This window comes from Anaerotignum lactatifermentans DSM 14214, from assembly GCF_900142265.1.
Taxonomy (GTDB): Bacteria; Bacillota; Clostridia; order Lachnospirales; family Anaerotignaceae; genus Anaerotignum; species Anaerotignum lactatifermentans.
In genome coordinates this window covers 4,987-23,683 of record NZ_FRAH01000057.1, presented here as the reverse complement: position 1 = coordinate 23,683, position 18,697 = coordinate 4,987, and the positions used below count along the sequence as shown (strand labels likewise).

Sequence of the window (18,697 nt, the reverse complement as noted above, 5' to 3'; positions counted from 1 at the left end):
TGAATCCAGGAAAAGAAAAAACAAGACAAAACGGAAGGAGGATCAAAGAAGAAGACGAGGAAATGTTCACACTTACGGCATCCGACATTCATGGAATCCTTTTGGATTCCCGTATCCGAAGACTGACACCATTGGAAACATTTCGTCTGCAAGGGGTACCGGATGCATACTTTGAAAGAGCAGCCAGCGTATGTTCAGACGCACAGCTGTATAAACAGATCGGAAACGCAGTCACAGTGCCTGTGGTGCGAGCCATAGGCGAAAAAATAGCGGAATATTGGAAAGGGGAAAAATAAATATGATTCAAGTGACTTTTTGCAGTAAACAACTTTTTGAAAAGAAAAATGAGGTGGATGTTTCTCTCAGACTTCCTGCAGATGCAGAAACCATGAAACGATATTTGGAAGTAGCTGGCGTCAGAGATATGGATGATCTTTTGATCAGTGATTTCAGAATCCATGAGCTCTACGCATGGAGCTGTGGAGAATATCAGGAATGGGACAAAGCTGATCTGAATGAGCTGAACTATCTGGCAGCAAGACTTGAGGAATTGCTTGAGGAAGAACAGGATGAGATGTATGATGCTTTATTGTGTATGCATCATCCGAAAAGTGCTGCTGATATGATCAATCTTTCCTATGGTTTTGATAAAGTGTCTTATGATCCATCTATTCGAAACGAACAGGAATTGGGAGAATACCTTGTAAAGAACAATCTTTTTGCGGTTCCAGAAGATATGAAATCATTTGTGAACTATAAAAAGGTGGGGCAGATTTATCTTTATACCATGAATCTTTCAAAAGATGCGGGCATGATGCAAGTCGATGAGAATGGTTGTATCTGTGATAGTCACAAGGAGCAGGAAAGATATGGTTATTATGACGGAGTGAATGTTCCAGAGGAATATATGATTCTGACAGAAGAAGTTTTTGAAGATCAAGCACAGCAGCATATTCAAAGCTGAGAACAGACCGATGGTCTGTTTTTTTATTACTTATTTTAAGGAGGATTTTTATATGATTCGTTTGTATGTGGCAAGTGAAAAGTTGGTAAAAGAGGAAAAAGATATTTGTGTCAGATTGGTGCTTCCGGTAGAAGAAAATGAAATCTGGATTGCTCTTCAGAAGGCAGAAATGGAATCGTTGGATGACTGCGAAATTTCAGATGTAGAGTGTGATGTGGAAGAAGCACAGGAGTTTTTGTGTTCTTTGGAGATCAGCAAAGCAAATATCTTTGAGCTGAATGTTTTTGCCGGTCTTCTTTCCGCATTGCCGGAAGATGAATTGATGCTTTATCGCAAGAAGCTAAAAGATCAGCAGCCCAAAAGCCTCGAAGAAGCCATTTACGAGATTTGATGCAGGCAGAAAAATTGCAAAGGAGGTGTAGCCGTTGAATGAAGTGTTAAAGCAAATGAAGAAAAGAATTGTGGAAGGCATACAGCTTCCAGATAAGAAACAGCAAAATCAGTTAAGAAAAGATGTGGAGCAAGCACTGCAGGAAAGCATCAAAGATTTAGCAGAGCATGGCGGCGGACCAAAAGCGGAAGACAGGTTTTGGAAACGCTTGGAGAAGATTATTGCGGATGATCCAAAAAATCGTATTTTATACCTACAGTACCATGATTTCCATTCTTTCTGGCAGTATACGGAAAACTGGTACAGCTGCTATCCGCCGAACTTAAGCGAGGAAGAAAGAGATAAAGCTCTTGGTTATGCGGAATTTAAAAGAAAAAACGTGGAAGACAGAGAAAGGTATATGACCGTCTATTTCCCATGCGGTAGAATTGGTTTGAAAGGTTTTTTTGTAGACAATAAATTACCTGAAAGCTGTGGGCATACGGTTTATGGAGTTTATTGCGAAAATGAAAAAACATATACCATAGGAGAAATACTTGAAAAACTGCCAAATGAAGAAATGGATGTATTTCAGCTCAACGAACTGTTTTGCAGGTTTGATAAGCTGCCAGAGGATATGCAGCATGTATATGATTTGACACTTCAATTAAAAGAGCCGAGAAATGTAAAGGAAATGATTGATCTTATGGGACATCTTCCGGAAGTCTGCGTGGTAAACGGCATCCAAAATGAAAGCCAGTTAGGCGAGTTTTTGGTGGAAAATGAACTTTTTGATGTTTCATTTACCGATGAAGCTTTGCCATATCTGGATTACGCAAAGATAGCTCGAACACATATGAAATTCAACAATGGAAAGATAATCAAAGGAATATATGTAGAAGATACTTCTTTAGATATTTCAAACCAGACCCAGAGCCAGAATAATGAGCAAGATGATGATTATGAAATGAAGCTGTGAAAGGAAGGGATAAAAATGGATAAAGGCTCATAGAAACGAGGCGATGAAATATGGTAAACAGTATGATTCCATGGATTGGTGGAAAACGATTGATGCGTGAGTTCCTCATTGCACGTTTCCCACCGCATTATGATAAATATGTAGAAGTATTCGGTGGTGCTGGTTGGGTGCTTTTCGCCAAAAAGCCGGAAAGGTTCGAGGTGTATAACGATGCCAATTCTAATTTGACCAATATGTTCCATGTGGTAAAACATAAGCCCATGAGCTTTGTAAAAGAGCTTGGTTTTTTGCCGCTGAACAGCAGAGCTGAGTTTGATCTGATGCTGGACTGGCATAGAAAGCAAGATTTTTCACTGCCATATCAGACAGAAGAAATGGCACTGGCAAAGATTTATCTTTCCCCTATAGATTTTCGGGAGTATAAAGAACTGATCACAACACAGGCTGAACTGGGCGATGTGAGGCGAGCAGCTACATTTTATAAGCTGATCCGCTACAGCTATGCGGCAGGTGGAAACAGCTTCAATGGTCAGCCGGTAAATATCGCCCAGACATACCGCACCATATGGCTTGCCAACCGCAGGCTGAATGAAAATGGCGTGAAGAGTGATAGTGAGATTTTGATGGCTGGCGGAAATCCGGGCAAAGGCGTGATCATACAGAATAAAAGTTTTGAGGTCATCATCGCTTTGTATGACAGTCCAATGACTTTCTTTTATCTTGATCCTCCGTACTATGGAACAGAAAAGCAGTATGAGGAACTGTTTACATTGGAACAGCATTATCTGCTCCGTGAAGTGCTGGGAAAGATAGAAGGCTTTTTCATGCTTTCATACAATGACTGCGAGTTTATTCGTAAACTGTATAAGGATTTTTATATTACGCCCTTTGAACGACTCAACAGTATTTCGCAGAAATATACACCAGGGGGTATGTTCAAAGAACTTGTAATTACAAATTACGATCCAGAACTAAGATTAAAAAGCCAGCCAAAACAGCTGACACTGCTATAAAAAGGAGGTGCCTATATGACAATAAACTGTTTTAAGACTGTAAGTGCAAAGGGGTCCATTTATCTGCCTGTGGCACTCAGAAAATTCGTTGGAATTCATGAGGAGGATGTGGTGCAGATAACAGGAAGGGGCGGGATTATTTTAATCAATAAGGCGGAAGTGACTGCGGAGAACCCTGTGGAAGTACTGCAGGAAGATATCCAAAAAGAAAAGGAGAATGCGGAAAAAGAAAAAGATCAGATCAAAAACAGAATCAAGCAGTTATTAAGCGAAGGAAAGTCCTTGGATGAAGTATTGGACGAAGTCCTTCGCTTTTTGTTTTGAAAAGGGGTGATAAGCAATGGATATTGAGGACAAATTAAACAGCTTAAAATTATATTTTATATGGAAAGGAGCGAGAATGTTATGAAAAAAGCAATCTTGTGTCTGATTGCGGCAGTATCACTGCTTCTGCCTATGCCGGTTGAGGGATCTCCTGCAGAAACTGGGGTGCCTGCTCAAGAAGCAGCTGTGCAGGAAGTATCAACTGCTGACAGTTCTTTGCCTGTGCCTGTTTCCGTAGAAAGGAAAAATATAGACGGTGTGGAATATCTGGTCAAGGTTTATGATCTGCCAGCAGATACACCACAGGAGCAGCTGGTGGAAGAAGACTTTGTATTGGAAGATTTCTTGTTCAGTTATATCACTGCGGATAAACAGCTCAATGAGAATAAGGACACCAAAGAAGTCACAGAAGACGCTAAGGCAGAAGGCGGTTCCAAAAATCTGGAAGATGTCATCAAACTCTTTCCAGCAACAAAAACATACGACAAAGATGGATATCAAGGTACATTGACACTGGATACGGGCAGCATCGTCACAGAGGTAGCAGGCTACACCACCAAGAATTATACGGTATCTGCCACAAAGGAATATCCAGGCTTGATGTATGCTGATCCTTCTTATGTTGCCCAGTCAACAGTAAAAGACGGATATACACTGCCTTTAACAGATGTCAGCTGGACGGTGATGGGAACATCTCTTGCTGGAGATACTTTGGTACCTACAGAGTATAAGGCGGTAGCTACTTATTCAAAAACATTCAGCTCTCAGGTGCCTACAGGCTATGTGTCCACAGCAAGGTACAAAGGCAATGTAACAAAGACAACGGCAGATACGGCAACATTTACCATTACTTACGCAGGAAAGCTGATAGAAAATGGAATGCCGCCAATATTAAAAGCAGTGACAGGTTTGATTGCCGTATTGCTTTTGGGCTGTGCCATTGCTATGCTGTTGCTTTATCTGAAAAACAAACAAGGGGCTGATGTATATAACCTCATTGACAAAGAGTATATCTGCATTGGAAGGCAGAATGTCAATCCGAAACAGCCTGTCATTGATTTGAATGAGTTTGAGGACTTAATCCAAAGCAATGTATTCCAGTTTGTACTGGACAAGAAAACAACAAAGGCACTTTTCGGCAGGAACATCAGTGTGACCTATAAAGACATGACAGTAAAGCACAGAGTCAATGAGAAAAAAGGAGAATATCGATTTGAACTGGATTTGGGAGGTGTATTGGATGCGGAATAAAATGAGAACGCTGCTGCTTTTGTTTTTATTTTCTGCTGTGGGCTTCTGCGTGCCGGCTTATGCGCTTGACTCGGATTTGAGCTACAATTACAAAACAGAGAATCCGGAGGAGTTTGTCATTGTGGGAAAATCCAATATCAATATCCAAGGAGAGATACCGGATTATCTCAGGGATATTTATGACGTATCGCCGCAGACAGTCTATAACTCAGAGTATGGTGCCAATGTAGTGGAGCCAAGTACGCCGTCCATTAACAATACTACATACGCACCAACCAATGCACCAATCAATCCTTATACCCAAAGTCCAAACAGTCTGATTACAGGTACAGCCTATGGCGGGGGTACCAGTGGAAGCTACACAGCAGATATTTCTTCAGACGGCTATGTGACAAATGAGATTCCAGAACAGGTATATGACGAAGTTTTGCAGTATCCCTTAACAACCATTGAGCAGGTGCGAAACAGCGATGGGAGCATTGGCGTATTGAAGATTCCGGAAATTGGGTTGACTGTAACCGCCTATGACGGTGATACCTTCACAGCGATGAAAAAAGGTGTGGGACATTTGGCTTCCACTTCCTGCTGGAATGGAAATATCGGTTTGGTAGGACATAACAGAGGTACCAATGACTACTTTGGAAAACTGAAAAAACTGGATATTGGCGATGAAATGACCTATACCACAAAACTTGGCACAAGAACCTATGTGGTAAAATCCATTACAAAGATTGCCGATACAGACTGGTCAAAACTTCAATACACCAGTGACAACCGCCTGACATTGATTACCTGTGTGGAAGATGTACCTGATCAGCGTCTTTGCGTACAGGCAGTACAGAAATAATCTTTTGCTTGCAGTGTAACTGGTTTTTCGATATAAGAAAGGTAGGTGGAATACAGGATGAACAGAATGAGGTGAAGGACATGAAAAAGAAATGGATAGCAGTCATGACAGCAATACTGGCTATGAGCAGTACCGTACCAGCGTTGGCACAGCACATCTACGCTGGGGACGATGTAGAAAAGGTGGTGAGCTATGACGAAAACGGCAGGAAAGTCATTACATTGATATTCGATCCTGCGAAAATGCCGGAAGAAGTGCGCCAGCAGCTGGGTCTTGGAAGTCCAGCAGAAAACAAAGAAAATAAGGCGCAATCAAAGAATATTTCCACAGCGGTGAAATTGACAGAACCGCCCAAAGAAGGCGAGGTGTTAGCAAATATCCAGTATGCAGATGAAACAGGCAGACTGAGATATACATCTCCATACTACACTTACGGATATGGTCAGTGTACATGGTACGCAGGCGGAAGGTTTGAGGAGGTGCATGGCATCCATATTTCTATCCATGGATACGCCAAAGAGTGGCTGGACAGCAGCAGGTGGGATGCATCACTGGAAGTGGTAACAGACCTATCATCTGTACCGGAACAGTCCATTGCCATCTATGTGCCGAAGACAGACAATCGACTGGCTGGTCATGTATGCTTCATCGAATATGTGGAGCGTGATGAAAAGGGAAATCCTCTTTATATCTACTACACAGATGCCAACGGCAAGAAAGATACCGTGAAAAACGCTTACACACCAGGCGTAGACGGTATGGTGATTAAAGAAGATTACCAGACATTCTTGGAAAACAGCCAGCTGAAACTGGCTGGATATCTGAAAGTAAAAGAATAAATGAAAGTATAAACAAACAAAGGCTTTGCAAACAGACAGCTGCAAAAATGCGGACTGTATGAGCAAAGCTTTTTTTATTGAAAAGGAGGAAAACATATGTCAGCATGGAAGAAATTTACGGCTTTTCTTATGTCAGCTTTTCTGCTTCTGACAACAGGTGTGCAGGCATTTGCCGGTACATCCATGGAAGATGCACTGAACAAAGTAAATCTCTATGTCAAACAGGACAAGGGTGCACAGCTTTTGACATGGAAAGGCATCATTGACAGCAATAACTTCGCACCGGCAGTTATTGTGTATCAGGCAGAAGACGGCAAGGAATATCCTGCATTCTGTGCCAATCCAAACCGACCGGGTGTAGAAGATTTAGCAGGCAAGTCATACGACGTGGATGTGGATCAGCTGGATACAGACCCTGCGGTTTGGGGCGTTATTACAAACGGCTATCCTTATAAAACACCGCAGGAAATGGGTGTAAATACAGAGTATGAAGCCTACTATGCCACAAAAATGGCAGTATGGGCAGTGGTTCATGATAATTACAGCAACTTAGATGACTGGAAAGCCAATGGCAGCCAGAACGCACATGTAGAAAAAGCCATGAAGGATTTGGTAGCCAAAGGCAGGGCAAACCAGTATGTATATAAGTCATGGCTTGCCATCAACCCAAAGAACCAGACAGTAGATACAGATGATAAGGATGAGAATTATCTTTCTCAGGAATATACCTTAAAATCCAATGTGGATATCCGCAGCTATCGTGTGGTGATTGATGGGGATGTGCCGGAAGGAACAATCGTAACCGATGTGAACAACACACCAAAGGACAGCTTTGAAGGCACAGAAACAACATTTAAAGTATTGATTCCAAAGGATACCGCAGAAAACAGCGGCAGCTTTCGTGTATTGGTAAAAGGCAAATTAGAAAATAAATCCGTGCTTTTTGGAATTTCGCATGATGCCAATAAGCAGGATTATTATGTAGCACCACTTCCAAGCTATAACGGAGATTCCTGGGTGGATTTGACCTATTCCACAACCGGAACTGTCGTTCCTGGAGAACCAGATGATCCAGATAATCCGCAGGTGCCTGAACCAAGCCCAGGCTTACAGATTTTGAAAGTAAAGAAAGGGACCAGAGAAGGTTTAGCAGGCGCCGTATTTAAAGTTGAAATTGACGGCAAAACCATTGGTCATTATGTAACCGATGAAAACGGCGAAATCCTGATTCCGGATTTAACAGGCACCGTATCTGTCACAGAGGAAGTGCCGCCTGTTGGCTATGTATTGGATGAAGATAATCATAAAGATGTAGAGATTGTGGATGCAGAAGAGCCTACAGTGGTGACATTTGCCAATGAGGAAATGGCACAGCTTGAGATTACGAAAGTTGATGCGGATACAGGGGAAACACTTGCAGGTGCTACAATCAGGGTTGCACTGGATGACGGCTCCGATTCCTGGGATGTATATACCAACGCTTCCGGCAAAGCGACACTAACTAATATGAAAAGCGGCACCTATACCGTAACGGAGATTGTGGCACCAGAAGGCTATTTGTTGAATGAAGAACCAATGACAATTAAGCTGGAACCGGGAAAAACAGCTGCAGTCACACTAAAAGACAAAGCGAAACCTGGTATTGTCATCAAAAAATATGACGAAGATACAGGATTCCCTTTGGAAAACGCGGAATTCTCTGTTGCCAAAAAAGGCGGTTCTATCGTGTATGAAGGAATGACAGATAAAGAAGGCAAAATCAAGGTGGAAGGCTTAGAAGAAGGCTGGTACACCATTACAGAAATTGCACCGCCAAAAGGCTACCTGATTTCAACAGAAAGCAAAGATGTTTATCTGGAAGGCGGCAAATGCGTAGAAGTGAAATTCGACAATCGTTTGCGCCCTTCCCTCCAGATTATGAAAATTGACGCAGAAACAGGAGAACCACTTGCAGGTGCTAAATTCAAGGTGCAGAAATCAGAAGACAAAACCGTCAGTGAGTATGTAACGGACGAAACAGGAACAGTTGTAATCCATGACCTGGATGAAGCCGTTTATACAGTGGAAGAAATAGAAGCACCTGACGGCTATGCCATTGATCCGGACAGCCATAAGGACATTGCTTTGGAATGGGGAAAGACAAAGACCCTTGTATTCTCCGACACCAGAAAACCGGCTTTGGAGATTATCAAAGTAGATGCCAAAACAGAGGAACCTTTGGCAAACGCTAAGTTCAAAATCACAAAAACAGAAGATGATACCGTCAGTGAATATATGACAGATGAAAACGGAAAAATTACCATCCAGGATCTGCCGGAAGGCATTTACACTGTTGAGGAAATTACTGCACCAGATGGATATATTCTTGATACACAGCATAAAGAAATTGAATTATCCGCAGGTGACAGCAAGCAGCTTGTATATGAAAACACAAGAAAGCCGGATCTCATTATCACAAAAACAAATGCATTGACAGAAAAACCAGTGCCAAATACCACATTCAAAATTGAGTTTGAGGGAGAAAACGGCGGTGTAGTGCCACTTGGCACTTACAAAACGGATGAAAACGGTCAGATTATTCTGGAAGATGTGAACCCTGGATGGTATATCATTACAGAAACAAGACCTGCACAGGGCATGAGCCTTCCTTCAAATCCTGTTACTCGAAAATACCTCGCACCAGGAGAAAACGCCTATCTAACAGCAGGCAGCGTGGATTCGCAGACACCGTCATCGGGAACAGGCAACACGGCTTCTCAAAGTAAAGTAACTGTGACATCTGGCAACGACTATATTGGAGAAGAAATTCCAAACTATCCATTGAACAGCCTTGTCATCAAGAAAACAGACGCCATTACATCTGAAATGTTGGAAGGTGCAGCTTTTGAAGTACGCAAGGTATCTGAAGATATTTCTGGTAATTCTGGCACTATCATCGGCAGATATACCACAGACAGCTCAGGTATTATTGTTATTACAGGATTGGAAGCCGGTGCTTACCTTATTGAGGAAGTACAGGCTCCGACAAACTATCTTATTTCCGAAAACAGTAAGCAGCAGGCTTGGTTAAAAGCAGACGGAACATCCGTGGTGGAAGTGACATTTGCCAACTACCCTTATGGCTCCTTATTGATTACAAAGGTTGATGCAGTAACAAACAAACCTTTATCAAATGCTAAGTTTAAGGTAACAACAGGCGATGGAACAGCTGTAGGAACAGGAAATGGCGTATTCACCACAGACAACAATGGCGAAATACTCATTCCAAACTTAAAACCAGATAGCTATGTAGTGACAGAAACAGAAGCACCGGAAGGTTATGTAAAAGACACAGAGCCGCAGACCATCCAAATCGGAACAGATGGCGGAACGTATAAAGTACAGTTCCAAAATCAGCCGATGGGCTCTCTTGTGATTTTGAAGAAAGACGCTGATAACGGCAATCCACTTTCAGGTGCGCAGTTTCAAGTAACTACTTCAAAAGGTGCTGTTGTAGGAACAAATAACGGCATATTTACAACAGACAGCAACGGTTCCATCACAATATCAAACTTAGAAAAAGGAAGTTATATTGTAGAAGAAGTAAAAGCCCCGGATGGATATGTGCTGGAAGAACAGTCCAAAACCATTGAAATTGACTTTGGAAAAACATATACATTGGAGTTTACAAACAAGAAAATGACTTCTCTTGTTGTTAAAAAAGTAGATGCAATCAGCAGTGAACCGCTTGTTGGAGCAAAGTTTGTTGTAGAAAAGCAAAACGGGGAACACGTAGGTGAGTACACTACAGATAATACTGGTACCATTCTGCTTCCCACACTTGATCCGGATTGGTATGTAGTAAGAGAAACAAAAGCACCGGAGGGCTATATCCTGGATGAAACACCAAAAACCGTTGAAGTAAAAACAAACGTGCCAACGGTGGTAACATTTGAAAACAAACCGCTTTCAGGAATTAAAATCGTAAAAACAGACTCCGAAACCGGGGAACCACTTGAAGGTGTGTCATTCTCAGTTTCTAAAATGAATGGCGAGAAAATAGGAACATTTAAAACTGACAAAGAAGGTATGATTTATATTTCAAACCTTGAGGACGGTTACTATACTGTAACAGAAACAGAAGGTTTGGAGAATTATCACTGGGACAAAGAACCGAAAACGGTTGAGGTTAAGTCTGGAAAGCAGACCATTGTGGAAGTGGAAAATCAGCCGTATTCTGGTTTGGTTATTGAGAAAACCAACAGCAGGACCGGAGATCCTATTGAAGGTGTGGAATTCCTTGTGACGAAATTCAACGGCGAGCAGATTGGATATTTTGAAACAGATGAATCCGGCTTGATTGTCATTGAAGGGCTGGAAGAAGGCACATACTTGGTAAAGGAAACAAAAGAAGCCAAAGGCTATATCCTAGACAGCGAAGCCAAAGAAGTGGAAATCAAAGATGGCAAAAGTACAACATTAAAAGTGGAAAATGATCCAATGTCTTCTGTATTGATTCATAAGATTGACTCTGTCACAGGAGAAGGCATTCCAGGAGTAAAGTTCCTGTTATATGACAGTGACAATGAACCTATCGGTCAGTTTGAAACAGATGATGAAGGCTATATCTGGATCAGAAAAGAATTGCCGGAAGGCAAGTACAAACTCAGAGAATTAGAGCCTGCAGAAGGCTATATCTCCGATAACAGCGAGAAAACATTCTATGTGCAGAAAGGCAGAACAACAGAAATCGAGTGGGAGAATACACCGGAAGTCGGTCAGATCGTCATTACAAAACGTTCTGCTGAGTTCAATGAACTCACAGGTCTTCCTGCTGGTTCACCATTGTCCGGCGCAGTATTTGAAATCTATAACACTACAGGAAATTTGGTAGATAAGATTTCTTCTGGAAGCAATGGTGTTGCCGCATCGAAAGGTTTACCAGTAGGTGTCTATACCATTAAAGAAGTATCAGCACCAAGATATTACGCTTTAAATGATAAAACACTTTTGGCAGAAATCAGGCACAACGGCGATATCGTCAGATTTGAAGTGCTGAACAGCAGCATTTCTTTGAACTTGACCATTCAGAAAAAAGGACCAAACGCCGCATCTCCTGGACAGACCATCCAGTATGACATTTATGAAGTGCAGAACGGCTCCACCGGCACTTTGGAAAACTTCTATATCCATGACAGGATTCCAACAGATGCCACAAGAGCTTTGAAGATCGTCACAGGCACATATTCCGAAAGAATGTATTATAAGATCACTTATAAAACAAACTACAGGGATTATCGTGTGCTTGCGGAAAATCTTTTGACAAAGAATAATTATGAATACAGCCTCCATCCAAATGTCCTTGGCTTGGCGAATGGAGAATATGTAACAGACGTGCGTCTGGAATTCCCACAGGCAAGTCCTGGCTTCAAGATGCTTGAAAATATGTCTGTATTCTGTCAGGTGATGCCGAATATGCCAAAAGACTATAGGATTACAAACAGAGCCGATGTTGGCGGCAGATACGGCAATGAATGGGAAAGTGCAAAGACCAGCTGGAATACAACCGTATGGACAATAAATACACAGCCGGTAACACTTCCAAAGACAGGTTATTAATGAAAAAACTACAAGAAAATAAAACAGTTTTGAGAAATATGGGGCAGTCTTTAGGCTGCCCCTTTTCTAATGAAGGGAGAGAAAAACGATGGCAGTAAGATGGAAAAGGGTATTTTTGCTGACAATGGTTGTGCTTATGGCAGTGATTATATTTGCACCGCCAGTATTTGCTGCACCGGACAGTGGTCAGGTTTCCACAGCCATTGAAAGCACTTGGAAAACAGCAGCCGGTCAGATCAAAACCGTAACAAATAACGTTATCTTTCCAGTGGTGGACTGTGTGCTAGCAATCCTGCTTTTTGTCAAATTAGCTATGGCTTACTTTGACTGTGCGTCCATAAAGGCTATCTAATAATTGTAGGTTTAGCAACCTAACAGACTTGTGCTTTAATGTCTGTCATCAACCGACTTACTTGTGAGAGAAATCAATAACAAGGAACATAGCACGTCGGTAACGTCATAAGTTGAGAAGTTATCATCTCACGACTGAATGGCAAGATGAAAAGAGTGATATAAGGATAAAAGTTAAACTACTTGAACCGCAGTCTGATGGGCTTGTGTAGGAGCTGAAACACAAGATAACTATGGGTGTTTTATTGCATATCTGTACTATGTTAGTCGAGTAGATACAGCCAAAGCTATATGCAACCAAAATGTATAAACATTAAAAGGCGAAAACGGTATCCGACAATCATTCACGCTATTATTAGTTAGTTAAATGGAGATTGCCTAACCCGAAATGCCAATGATTTGGCTATGTGTAATGCCATTAGGGGATAAATCTCAAGTGTAAAAAGCAAGAGAGATGACACTGAATATTCGGTACGGCAACGGAGCCACCGTAGTAGTTTGAGCAAGGGAAAGCCTTGTACGTGGCGAAGGGTGGCAGTTTGTTATTTTAACATGAAAGAAAGGATAGTGTGTGATACATTATGAGAAATCCAATCAATGTGTTAAACAGTTTGCAACAACATAGTTCTGAAAAATCATATACTTATGAACGATTATACAGAAATTTATATAATCGTGACTTTTACTTGCTTGCATATCAAAATATATATGCAAGTGAAGGTAATATGACAAAAGGAACAGACGGTAAAACAATCGACGCAATGAGTTTAGAAAGAATTGATAAACTTATTGAAAGCCTAAAATCTGAAAAATATCAACCTAATCCGTCAAGAAGGACATATATTCCAAAGAAAAATGGGAAAATGCGACCGCTTGGCATACCGTCATTTGATGATAAACTCATACAGGAAATGATAAGAATGATATTACAGACAATCTACGAGGGATATTTTGAAAAATCATCTCATGGTTTTAGACCAAACAAAAGTTGTCATACAGCTTTAAATGCCATACAAAAATCATTCACAGGAGCAAAATGGTTTATCGAAGGAGACATAAAAGGTTTTTTTGATAACATCGACCATAAAATAATGATAGGTATTTTGTCAAAAAGAATAAAAGATGAAAAGTTTTTGCGATTGATAAATAAATTTTTCAGAGCAGGATATTTGGAGGAATGGCAATATCATAACAGCTACTCCGGCACACCACAAGGTGGGATTATCAGCCCAATACTTGCTAATATATATCTTGATGAATTTGATAAATATATGCAGGAACTAAAATCTGAATTTGACAAAGGAGAAGGTAGAAAAAAGTTGCCACAAGCAATTATATTTCAAAGTCATTTACAAAGACTTAGAAGAAAGCTTCATGTAACAACAGATGAGAGCGAACGACAAGAAATTTTGCAGAAAATAGCAGAAATTCAAAAACAGAAATATCAAACACCATATAGTGACCCAATGGACAATGATTTTAAACGTTTGCAATATATTCGATATGCAGATGACTTTATTGTTGGTGTGATAGGCAGTAAAGAAGATGCAAAAAGTCTGAAAAGCAAAATAGCAGAGTATCTCAAAAACAGTTTGAAATTAGAACTTTCAGAAGAAAAAACGTTAATAACAAATTCATCTGACAAAGCAAAATTTTTAGGATATGAGATTTATGTAAGAAAAACAAATGCGGTTACAACAAATAAAAATGGAACAAAATCTAGAAACTTGAGTGGTTCCGTTTGTTTATCAGTATCTATGCAAACTATAAGAGATAAACTTCTGGAATATAAGGCTATGAGCATTGAAACTACTGTATATGGAAAAGAAAATTTTAAACCTAAAGCAAGGTATTACCTTAAAAATAATGATGACCTTGAAATATTAGAGCAGTATAACAGTGAAATTCGAGGTTTCAGAAATTACTATAGTTTGGCAAACAATTCATCAATCGTAAGTTCATTTGGGTACATTATGCAGTATAGTATGTTCAAAACGTATGCTACCAAGTACAGGACTTCCGTACGAAAAATTACACAGAAAATGCGTATAGGCAAAGGTTTTGGAGTGCGATACAAGGACAAAAAAGGAAATATAAAAACACGTCTGTTTTACAATGGAGGATATGCACGAAAGAAATTAAAGTACTCGGAAAAAGTGGATATTATTCCAAAAACAATCATGTATACGGCGAAAACAAGTTTAAAACAAAGGCTTGAAGCCGGTAAATGTGAATATTGTGGCAGAGAAGACGGAATGATTGAAATACATCATATTCGCAAACTAAAGGATTTAAAAGGCAAAAGTCGATGGGAAGCTTTTATGATTGCAAGAAACAGAAAGACAATGGCATTGTGCAGACAATGCCATACTGACTTGCATCTAGGCAGACTGAAATAACAAATGGAGAGCCGTATACATTGAGAGGTGTACGTACGGTTCGGGGGCGAGTGTTGGAAAACCTATCATAGTAATATGACAAGGCGTCGGGCACTTAGCCTACACAAAAAACATGGCGAATTTGATTTCGCGCCAGTGGCAATCCTGTTCTTTGGTCTGGTGTTTGCCATTACAGCACCGACTTATATCTGGAATATTCTTGGAATTTGAAAAAAATTATGAAAAAATTTTTCTGAGCACAAATGTTCTGAAATCATTGAAATATCAAAAAGGTATCCTTTTAGAAACTGTCCAATAGTATCATCGTGGTAATCATAGCACTTGAAAGTGCGTACTTTTCTTATTCTTTTCTTTCGATTATGATGAACCTGTAAGAAAAAAGAAATGCAAAGAATCAGCAATATTTTTAAGGAGGAAAAGAAAATGAAAAAGAACACTGTTATTTTAACAGCCGCACTAATCAGCGCATTTACTGCTAGTACAGCACTTGCTGATACCACTGTGGAATTTCGAAAAGCAGTCGAAGATAGAGGGGGTACAGTAGCGTGGAATAGCCAGAACAGAAGTGTGACCGCTGAGGTTGATGGAAAAACAATCAGCTTTACTGTTGGAAGTGGAAAAGTGATCGTTGATGGTCAGGAAATAAACGCAGAAACAACGATTGTAAATAACAGAACGATGGTTTCAACAGAATTCATTAGTCAGTATGTTACAGGAAATAACGAAGAAGCAGAAATGAGCCAAACAGAAAAAGCCCTTGCTTTGATTAACAGCTTTGCAAGCGGAGATACAACTGTGGCTGATGAATTAATGGCAGAAGGATATATTCAGCACAATCTGGCATATGGCACCGGAAGAGAAGCATTTAAAGATTCTATTCGTTATCTTGCTTCCGCACCAGAAGAAACAACGGTAAATAATATTCGTGCCTTTGAAGATGGAGATTATGTATTCCTGCAGACAGTTTATAATTTTGCAGGTGCTGGAGAACAGGTAGCTTTTGATATTTTCAGATTTGACGAAAATGGAAAAATTGCGGAACATTGGGACAACCTCGCTTCATTAGCTGAGCCAAATCCTTCAGGACATACGCAGATCGATGGTGCAATGGAGTTAAAAGATTTGGATAAAACAGAGGAAAACAGAACTCTTGTGAAAAACTTCCTTTATGATGTAATGCAGGGGAATAATCTTGAAAAAACTCCAGAGTACTTTGATGGTGATACTTACATTCAGCATAATACTGGTATTGCAGATGGTGTTTCCGGATTAAATGAAGCCTTAGCAGCTCTTGCTGAACAGGGAATCGAAATGATTTATGATGAAACACACATGGTTCTTGCACAAGGCAATTATGTTTTGGCAGTTAGTGAAGGTACTTTCGGCGGTGCTCCGACCAGCTATTATGACCTTTGGAGAGTTGAAGACGGTAAGATCGCTGAGCACTGGGATGTAATGGAAACAATTGCAGACCCTTCCACATGGGCAAACGAAAATGGTAAATTTTAATTTTTAGGAGGTAAAGAATATGAAAGAAGTTGTAGAATTTTTACAGGCAAATCCAGTACAGTATCTTGCTACAGTGGGCAGAGATGGAAAGGCAAAATGCAGACCATTTATGTTCTGTTTCGAGAAAGACGGAAAATTATGGTTCTGTACAAACCATACAAAAGAAGTGTATAAAGATATGCAGGAAAATCCATATATTGAGATTTCGGTTTCCAGTCCTGAATATGCTTGGATTAGGCTCAGCGGCAAAGCGGTATTTGAGAACAATATGGAAGTCAAAGAAGGATGTATGGCAAATCCTATTGTGAAAGGACAGTACCACACAGCAGATAACCCAATTTTTGAAGTTTTCTATCTGGAAGATACAAAAGCAGTCATTGCTGATTTTTCTGGGAACCCTCCAAAAACATACCAGTTATAATCAAAAGAAAGGGCAGTATATTGATTATACTGCCCTTATAGAGTAAAAGAGGAAACAAAATGAATGACATGGCATATAAAAAGCTTCCAAAATGTCCTGTTGAAACAACGATGCTGTTTTTAAAAAACAGAGATAGCATCATTTTATTGGGTTATATACTTTTAGGTGTTTTGGAAAAATGTGAATTGATCAAAATGACGGCAATGTCAGAAAAAACATATCAAAAAACTTTGGATACTCTGCTGAAAAATGGGTTGATTACATGCGGAAGGAACGTTTTGCCCACAGAGCTGGGAAAAAGTTTTAAACCTGTTATTCTGGCAATGGCAGATTGGGGAGAAAAATATAAAACACAGCAGAAAAATTAACTGCTGTGTTTTCCGTATTATACAAAGTTCTTTTTGTATTCTGTACCCCACATAACCATAGAGTCTAAAATAGGCTTTAAACTATAGCCTGTTTCTGTAAGGGTATATTCCACTCTTGGAGGGACTTCTGGATATACTTTTCTTGTTAAAAGACCTGTTTCTTCCATGGAACGAAGATTGCTTGTAAGCACTTTCTGAGTAATTCCTGTTACGGAATGCATCAGCTCGTTGAAGCGTTTTGTTCCTTCCAGAAGATCGCGGATAATGAGTACTTTCCACTTATTTCCGATTAACTGTAACGTCATTTCTACGGGGCAGGCTGGTACCTCTTTCGGCATAAAATCACATCCTTTGTTTTATAATTACACAATAGTATCAAATAAGCTGTATATACTTAATTATACTATTGAGAAAAAAACTGTCAAGAAATTCATGGAGATGAAAAAATGAAAACAATAGATTATTTAACCATACTGAAAAATGAAATACATTCAGCCGTCTTTGCGACTATTGGTGAAAATGGACTTCCATGCACAAGGGTAATTGATATTATGCTTGCGGACGAAACAGGCATTTATTTTATTACCGCAAAGGGAAAAGCATTTTATCATCAGCTGATGGCACAAAAATATGTTTCTATCAGTGCCATGACAAATGGCAAAGATTCTCTGAGCAAAAAATCAATTACAGTACAAGGAAAAATTAAAAGTATTGGTCAAAGCCGTTTAGATGAAGTGTTTAGAGAAAATTTATATATGGAAAAAATATATCCCACAGAAAAAAGCAGAGCCGCACTTGAGGTGTTTTGGCTTTATGAAGGAGAAGGCGAGTTTTTCGATTTGTCTTCTGTGCCGATTTTTCGAGATACATTTTCAATCGGCAATGGAAAAGCGAGCCCAAAGGGATATTTTGTAACAAATAAATGTCGTGGATGCAAAATATGCTACGCTAACTGCCCACAGAAGTGTATAGATATCAGTGTAAAACCTGTTATGATCCATCAGGAGAACTGCCTGCATTGTGGAAATTGTTATGATGTTTGTCCTTTTGGAGCTGTTGAGAGGAGACTGTGAAAATGAGAGCATGTAATATAAAACAAAATCTTACATTTGATGAAAAAATTGAACATCTAAAACAGCTGATTGAGTCAGCAGAACATATTGTCATTGGTGCAGGTTCTGGACTATCTACAGCAGCAGGATTTACTTATAGCGGCAAAAGATTTGAAGAGAATTTTGAATCTTTCATTCAACAATATGGGCTGAAAGATATGTACTCAGCAGGTTTTTATCCATTTCCAACACAGGAAGAAAAGTGGGCGTATTGGAGCAGGCATATTTATGTGAACAGGTATGATGTAGAAAAGGGGAAACCATATTTAGATTTATTAGAATTAATAAGTGGAAAAGACTATTTTGTCTTGACTACGAATGTGGATCATCAATTTCAGTTATGCGGTTTTGA

Annotated in this window: 19 protein-coding genes; 18 read left to right on the top strand and 1 reads right to left on the bottom strand. The window is 39.9% G+C overall.

Annotated elements, in window-relative coordinates:
- From BUB35_RS13505 to BUB35_RS13425, 16 genes are all read left to right on the top strand, one after another.
- Positions 1-296, top strand: a 296-nt coding sequence (locus BUB35_RS13505; protein ID WP_200777615.1) for a DNA cytosine methyltransferase, incomplete at its 5' end; no start/stop codon positions are given.
- Positions 297-298: 2 nt separating this feature from the next.
- Positions 299-964, top strand: coding sequence for a hypothetical protein (locus BUB35_RS13500; protein ID WP_072852578.1), 666 nt, complete (start codon positions 299-301; stop codon positions 962-964).
- 52 nt (positions 965-1,016) lie between these two features.
- Complete coding sequence (locus tag BUB35_RS13495; protein ID WP_002567407.1) at positions 1,017-1,355, top strand: hypothetical protein; 339 nt, start codon at positions 1,017-1,019, stop codon at positions 1,353-1,355.
- A gap of 43 nt (positions 1,356-1,398) precedes the next feature.
- Positions 1,399-2,313: a glycoside hydrolase family 25 protein gene (locus tag BUB35_RS13490; RefSeq protein ID WP_242949260.1), complete on the top strand. Its 915-nt coding sequence runs from the start codon at positions 1,399-1,401 to the stop codon at positions 2,311-2,313.
- A 50-nt stretch (positions 2,314-2,363) separates the two neighbouring features.
- The gene (locus tag BUB35_RS13485) at positions 2,364-3,326 is read left to right on the top strand and encodes a DNA adenine methylase (protein ID WP_072852574.1); all 963 of its coding nucleotides are present in this window, start codon (positions 2,364-2,366) and stop codon (positions 3,324-3,326) included.
- A 15-nt stretch (positions 3,327-3,341) separates the two neighbouring features.
- On the top strand, positions 3,342-3,650 hold the full coding sequence (locus BUB35_RS13480) for a hypothetical protein (RefSeq protein ID WP_072852572.1): 309 nt from the start codon (positions 3,342-3,344) through the stop codon (positions 3,648-3,650).
- Positions 3,651-3,731: 81 nt separating this feature from the next.
- Positions 3,732-4,901: a hypothetical protein gene (locus BUB35_RS13475; protein ID WP_072852571.1), complete on the top strand. Its 1,170-nt coding sequence runs from the start codon at positions 3,732-3,734 to the stop codon at positions 4,899-4,901.
- Complete coding sequence (locus tag BUB35_RS13470) at positions 4,891-5,748, top strand: class D sortase (protein ID WP_072852561.1); 858 nt, start codon at positions 4,891-4,893, stop codon at positions 5,746-5,748. Before BUB35_RS13475 ends, BUB35_RS13470 begins: the two co-directional genes overlap by 11 nt.
- An 80-nt stretch (positions 5,749-5,828) precedes the next feature.
- Positions 5,829-6,587: a CHAP domain-containing protein gene (locus tag BUB35_RS13465; RefSeq protein WP_072852559.1), complete on the top strand. Its 759-nt coding sequence runs from the start codon at positions 5,829-5,831 to the stop codon at positions 6,585-6,587.
- Between the two features lie 96 nt (positions 6,588-6,683).
- Positions 6,684-12,185 carry a SpaA isopeptide-forming pilin-related protein gene (locus tag BUB35_RS13460; protein WP_072852557.1) on the top strand — a complete coding sequence of 1,834 codons (5,502 nt, stop codon included), beginning with the start codon at positions 6,684-6,686 and terminating at the stop codon, positions 12,183-12,185.
- 88 nt (positions 12,186-12,273) lie between these two features.
- Positions 12,274-12,537, top strand: a complete 264-nt coding sequence (locus tag BUB35_RS13455; protein WP_242949259.1) for a DUF3852 family protein — start codon at positions 12,274-12,276, stop codon at positions 12,535-12,537.
- Positions 12,538-13,117: 580 nt separating this feature from the next.
- Positions 13,118-14,935: a reverse transcriptase domain-containing protein gene (locus BUB35_RS13450; RefSeq protein WP_072852555.1), complete on the top strand. Its 1,818-nt coding sequence runs from the start codon at positions 13,118-13,120 to the stop codon at positions 14,933-14,935.
- Between the two features lie 75 nt (positions 14,936-15,010).
- Complete coding sequence (locus BUB35_RS13445) at positions 15,011-15,145, top strand: DUF3852 family protein (RefSeq protein ID WP_084730699.1); 135 nt, start codon at positions 15,011-15,013, stop codon at positions 15,143-15,145.
- A gap of 213 nt (positions 15,146-15,358) precedes the next feature.
- Positions 15,359-16,444, top strand: coding sequence for a nuclear transport factor 2 family protein (locus BUB35_RS13435; protein WP_159432893.1), 1,086 nt, complete (start codon positions 15,359-15,361; stop codon positions 16,442-16,444).
- A 19-nt stretch (positions 16,445-16,463) separates the two neighbouring features.
- Positions 16,464-16,865 (top strand): pyridoxamine 5'-phosphate oxidase family protein, encoded by a 402-nt coding sequence (locus BUB35_RS13430; protein ID WP_072852553.1) that lies wholly within the window; start codon positions 16,464-16,466, stop codon positions 16,863-16,865.
- Positions 16,866-16,924: 59 nt separating this feature from the next.
- Positions 16,925-17,233 carry a winged helix-turn-helix transcriptional regulator gene (locus BUB35_RS13425; protein ID WP_072852551.1) on the top strand — a complete coding sequence of 103 codons (309 nt, stop codon included), beginning with the start codon at positions 16,925-16,927 and terminating at the stop codon, positions 17,231-17,233.
- Positions 17,234-17,250: 17 nt separating this feature from the next.
- Here BUB35_RS13425 and BUB35_RS13420 read toward each other — a convergent pair whose 3' ends face one another.
- The gene (locus BUB35_RS13420; protein ID WP_072852549.1) at positions 17,251-17,571 is read right to left on the bottom strand and encodes a winged helix-turn-helix transcriptional regulator; all 321 of its coding nucleotides are present in this window, start codon (positions 17,569-17,571) and stop codon (positions 17,251-17,253) included.
- Positions 17,572-17,679: 108 nt separating this feature from the next.
- On the opposite strand from BUB35_RS13420, the gene BUB35_RS13415 reads away from it, so the two are divergent.
- Both BUB35_RS13415 and BUB35_RS13410 read left to right on the top strand, forming a co-directional pair.
- Positions 17,680-18,306 (top strand): 4Fe-4S binding protein, encoded by a 627-nt coding sequence (locus BUB35_RS13415; RefSeq protein WP_072852547.1) that lies wholly within the window; start codon positions 17,680-17,682, stop codon positions 18,304-18,306.
- Between the two features lie 2 nt (positions 18,307-18,308).
- Positions 18,309-18,697, top strand: a 389-nt coding sequence (locus BUB35_RS13410; RefSeq protein WP_330391214.1) for an SIR2 family NAD-dependent protein deacylase, incomplete at its 3' end; no start/stop codon positions are given.

Coding starts and splice junctions, on each gene's coding strand:
- BUB35_RS13500 (WP_072852578.1), top strand. CDS start 299: ATGATTCAAGTGACTTTTTGCAGTAAACAACTTTTTGAAAAGAAAAAT.
- BUB35_RS13495 (WP_002567407.1), top strand. CDS start 1,017: ATGATTCGTTTGTATGTGGCAAGTGAAAAGTTGGTAAAAGAGGAAAAA.
- BUB35_RS13485 (WP_072852574.1), top strand. CDS start 2,364: ATGGTAAACAGTATGATTCCATGGATTGGTGGAAAACGATTGATGCGT.
- BUB35_RS13480 (WP_072852572.1), top strand. CDS start 3,342: ATGACAATAAACTGTTTTAAGACTGTAAGTGCAAAGGGGTCCATTTAT.
- BUB35_RS13475 (WP_072852571.1), top strand. CDS start 3,732: ATGAAAAAAGCAATCTTGTGTCTGATTGCGGCAGTATCACTGCTTCTG.
- BUB35_RS13470 (WP_072852561.1), top strand. CDS start 4,891: ATGCGGAATAAAATGAGAACGCTGCTGCTTTTGTTTTTATTTTCTGCT.
- BUB35_RS13465 (WP_072852559.1), top strand. CDS start 5,829: ATGAAAAAGAAATGGATAGCAGTCATGACAGCAATACTGGCTATGAGC.
- BUB35_RS13460 (WP_072852557.1), top strand. CDS start 6,684: ATGTCAGCATGGAAGAAATTTACGGCTTTTCTTATGTCAGCTTTTCTG.
- BUB35_RS13455 (WP_242949259.1), top strand. CDS start 12,274: ATGGCAGTAAGATGGAAAAGGGTATTTTTGCTGACAATGGTTGTGCTT.
- BUB35_RS13450 (WP_072852555.1), top strand. CDS start 13,118: ATGAGAAATCCAATCAATGTGTTAAACAGTTTGCAACAACATAGTTCT.
- BUB35_RS13445 (WP_084730699.1), top strand. CDS start 15,011: ATGACAAGGCGTCGGGCACTTAGCCTACACAAAAAACATGGCGAATTT.
- BUB35_RS13435 (WP_159432893.1), top strand. CDS start 15,359: ATGAAAAAGAACACTGTTATTTTAACAGCCGCACTAATCAGCGCATTT.
- BUB35_RS13430 (WP_072852553.1), top strand. CDS start 16,464: ATGAAAGAAGTTGTAGAATTTTTACAGGCAAATCCAGTACAGTATCTT.
- BUB35_RS13425 (WP_072852551.1), top strand. CDS start 16,925: ATGAATGACATGGCATATAAAAAGCTTCCAAAATGTCCTGTTGAAACA.
- BUB35_RS13420 (WP_072852549.1), bottom strand. CDS start 17,571: ATGCCGAAAGAGGTACCAGCCTGCCCCGTAGAAATGACGTTACAGTTA.
- BUB35_RS13415 (WP_072852547.1), top strand. CDS start 17,680: ATGAAAACAATAGATTATTTAACCATACTGAAAAATGAAATACATTCA.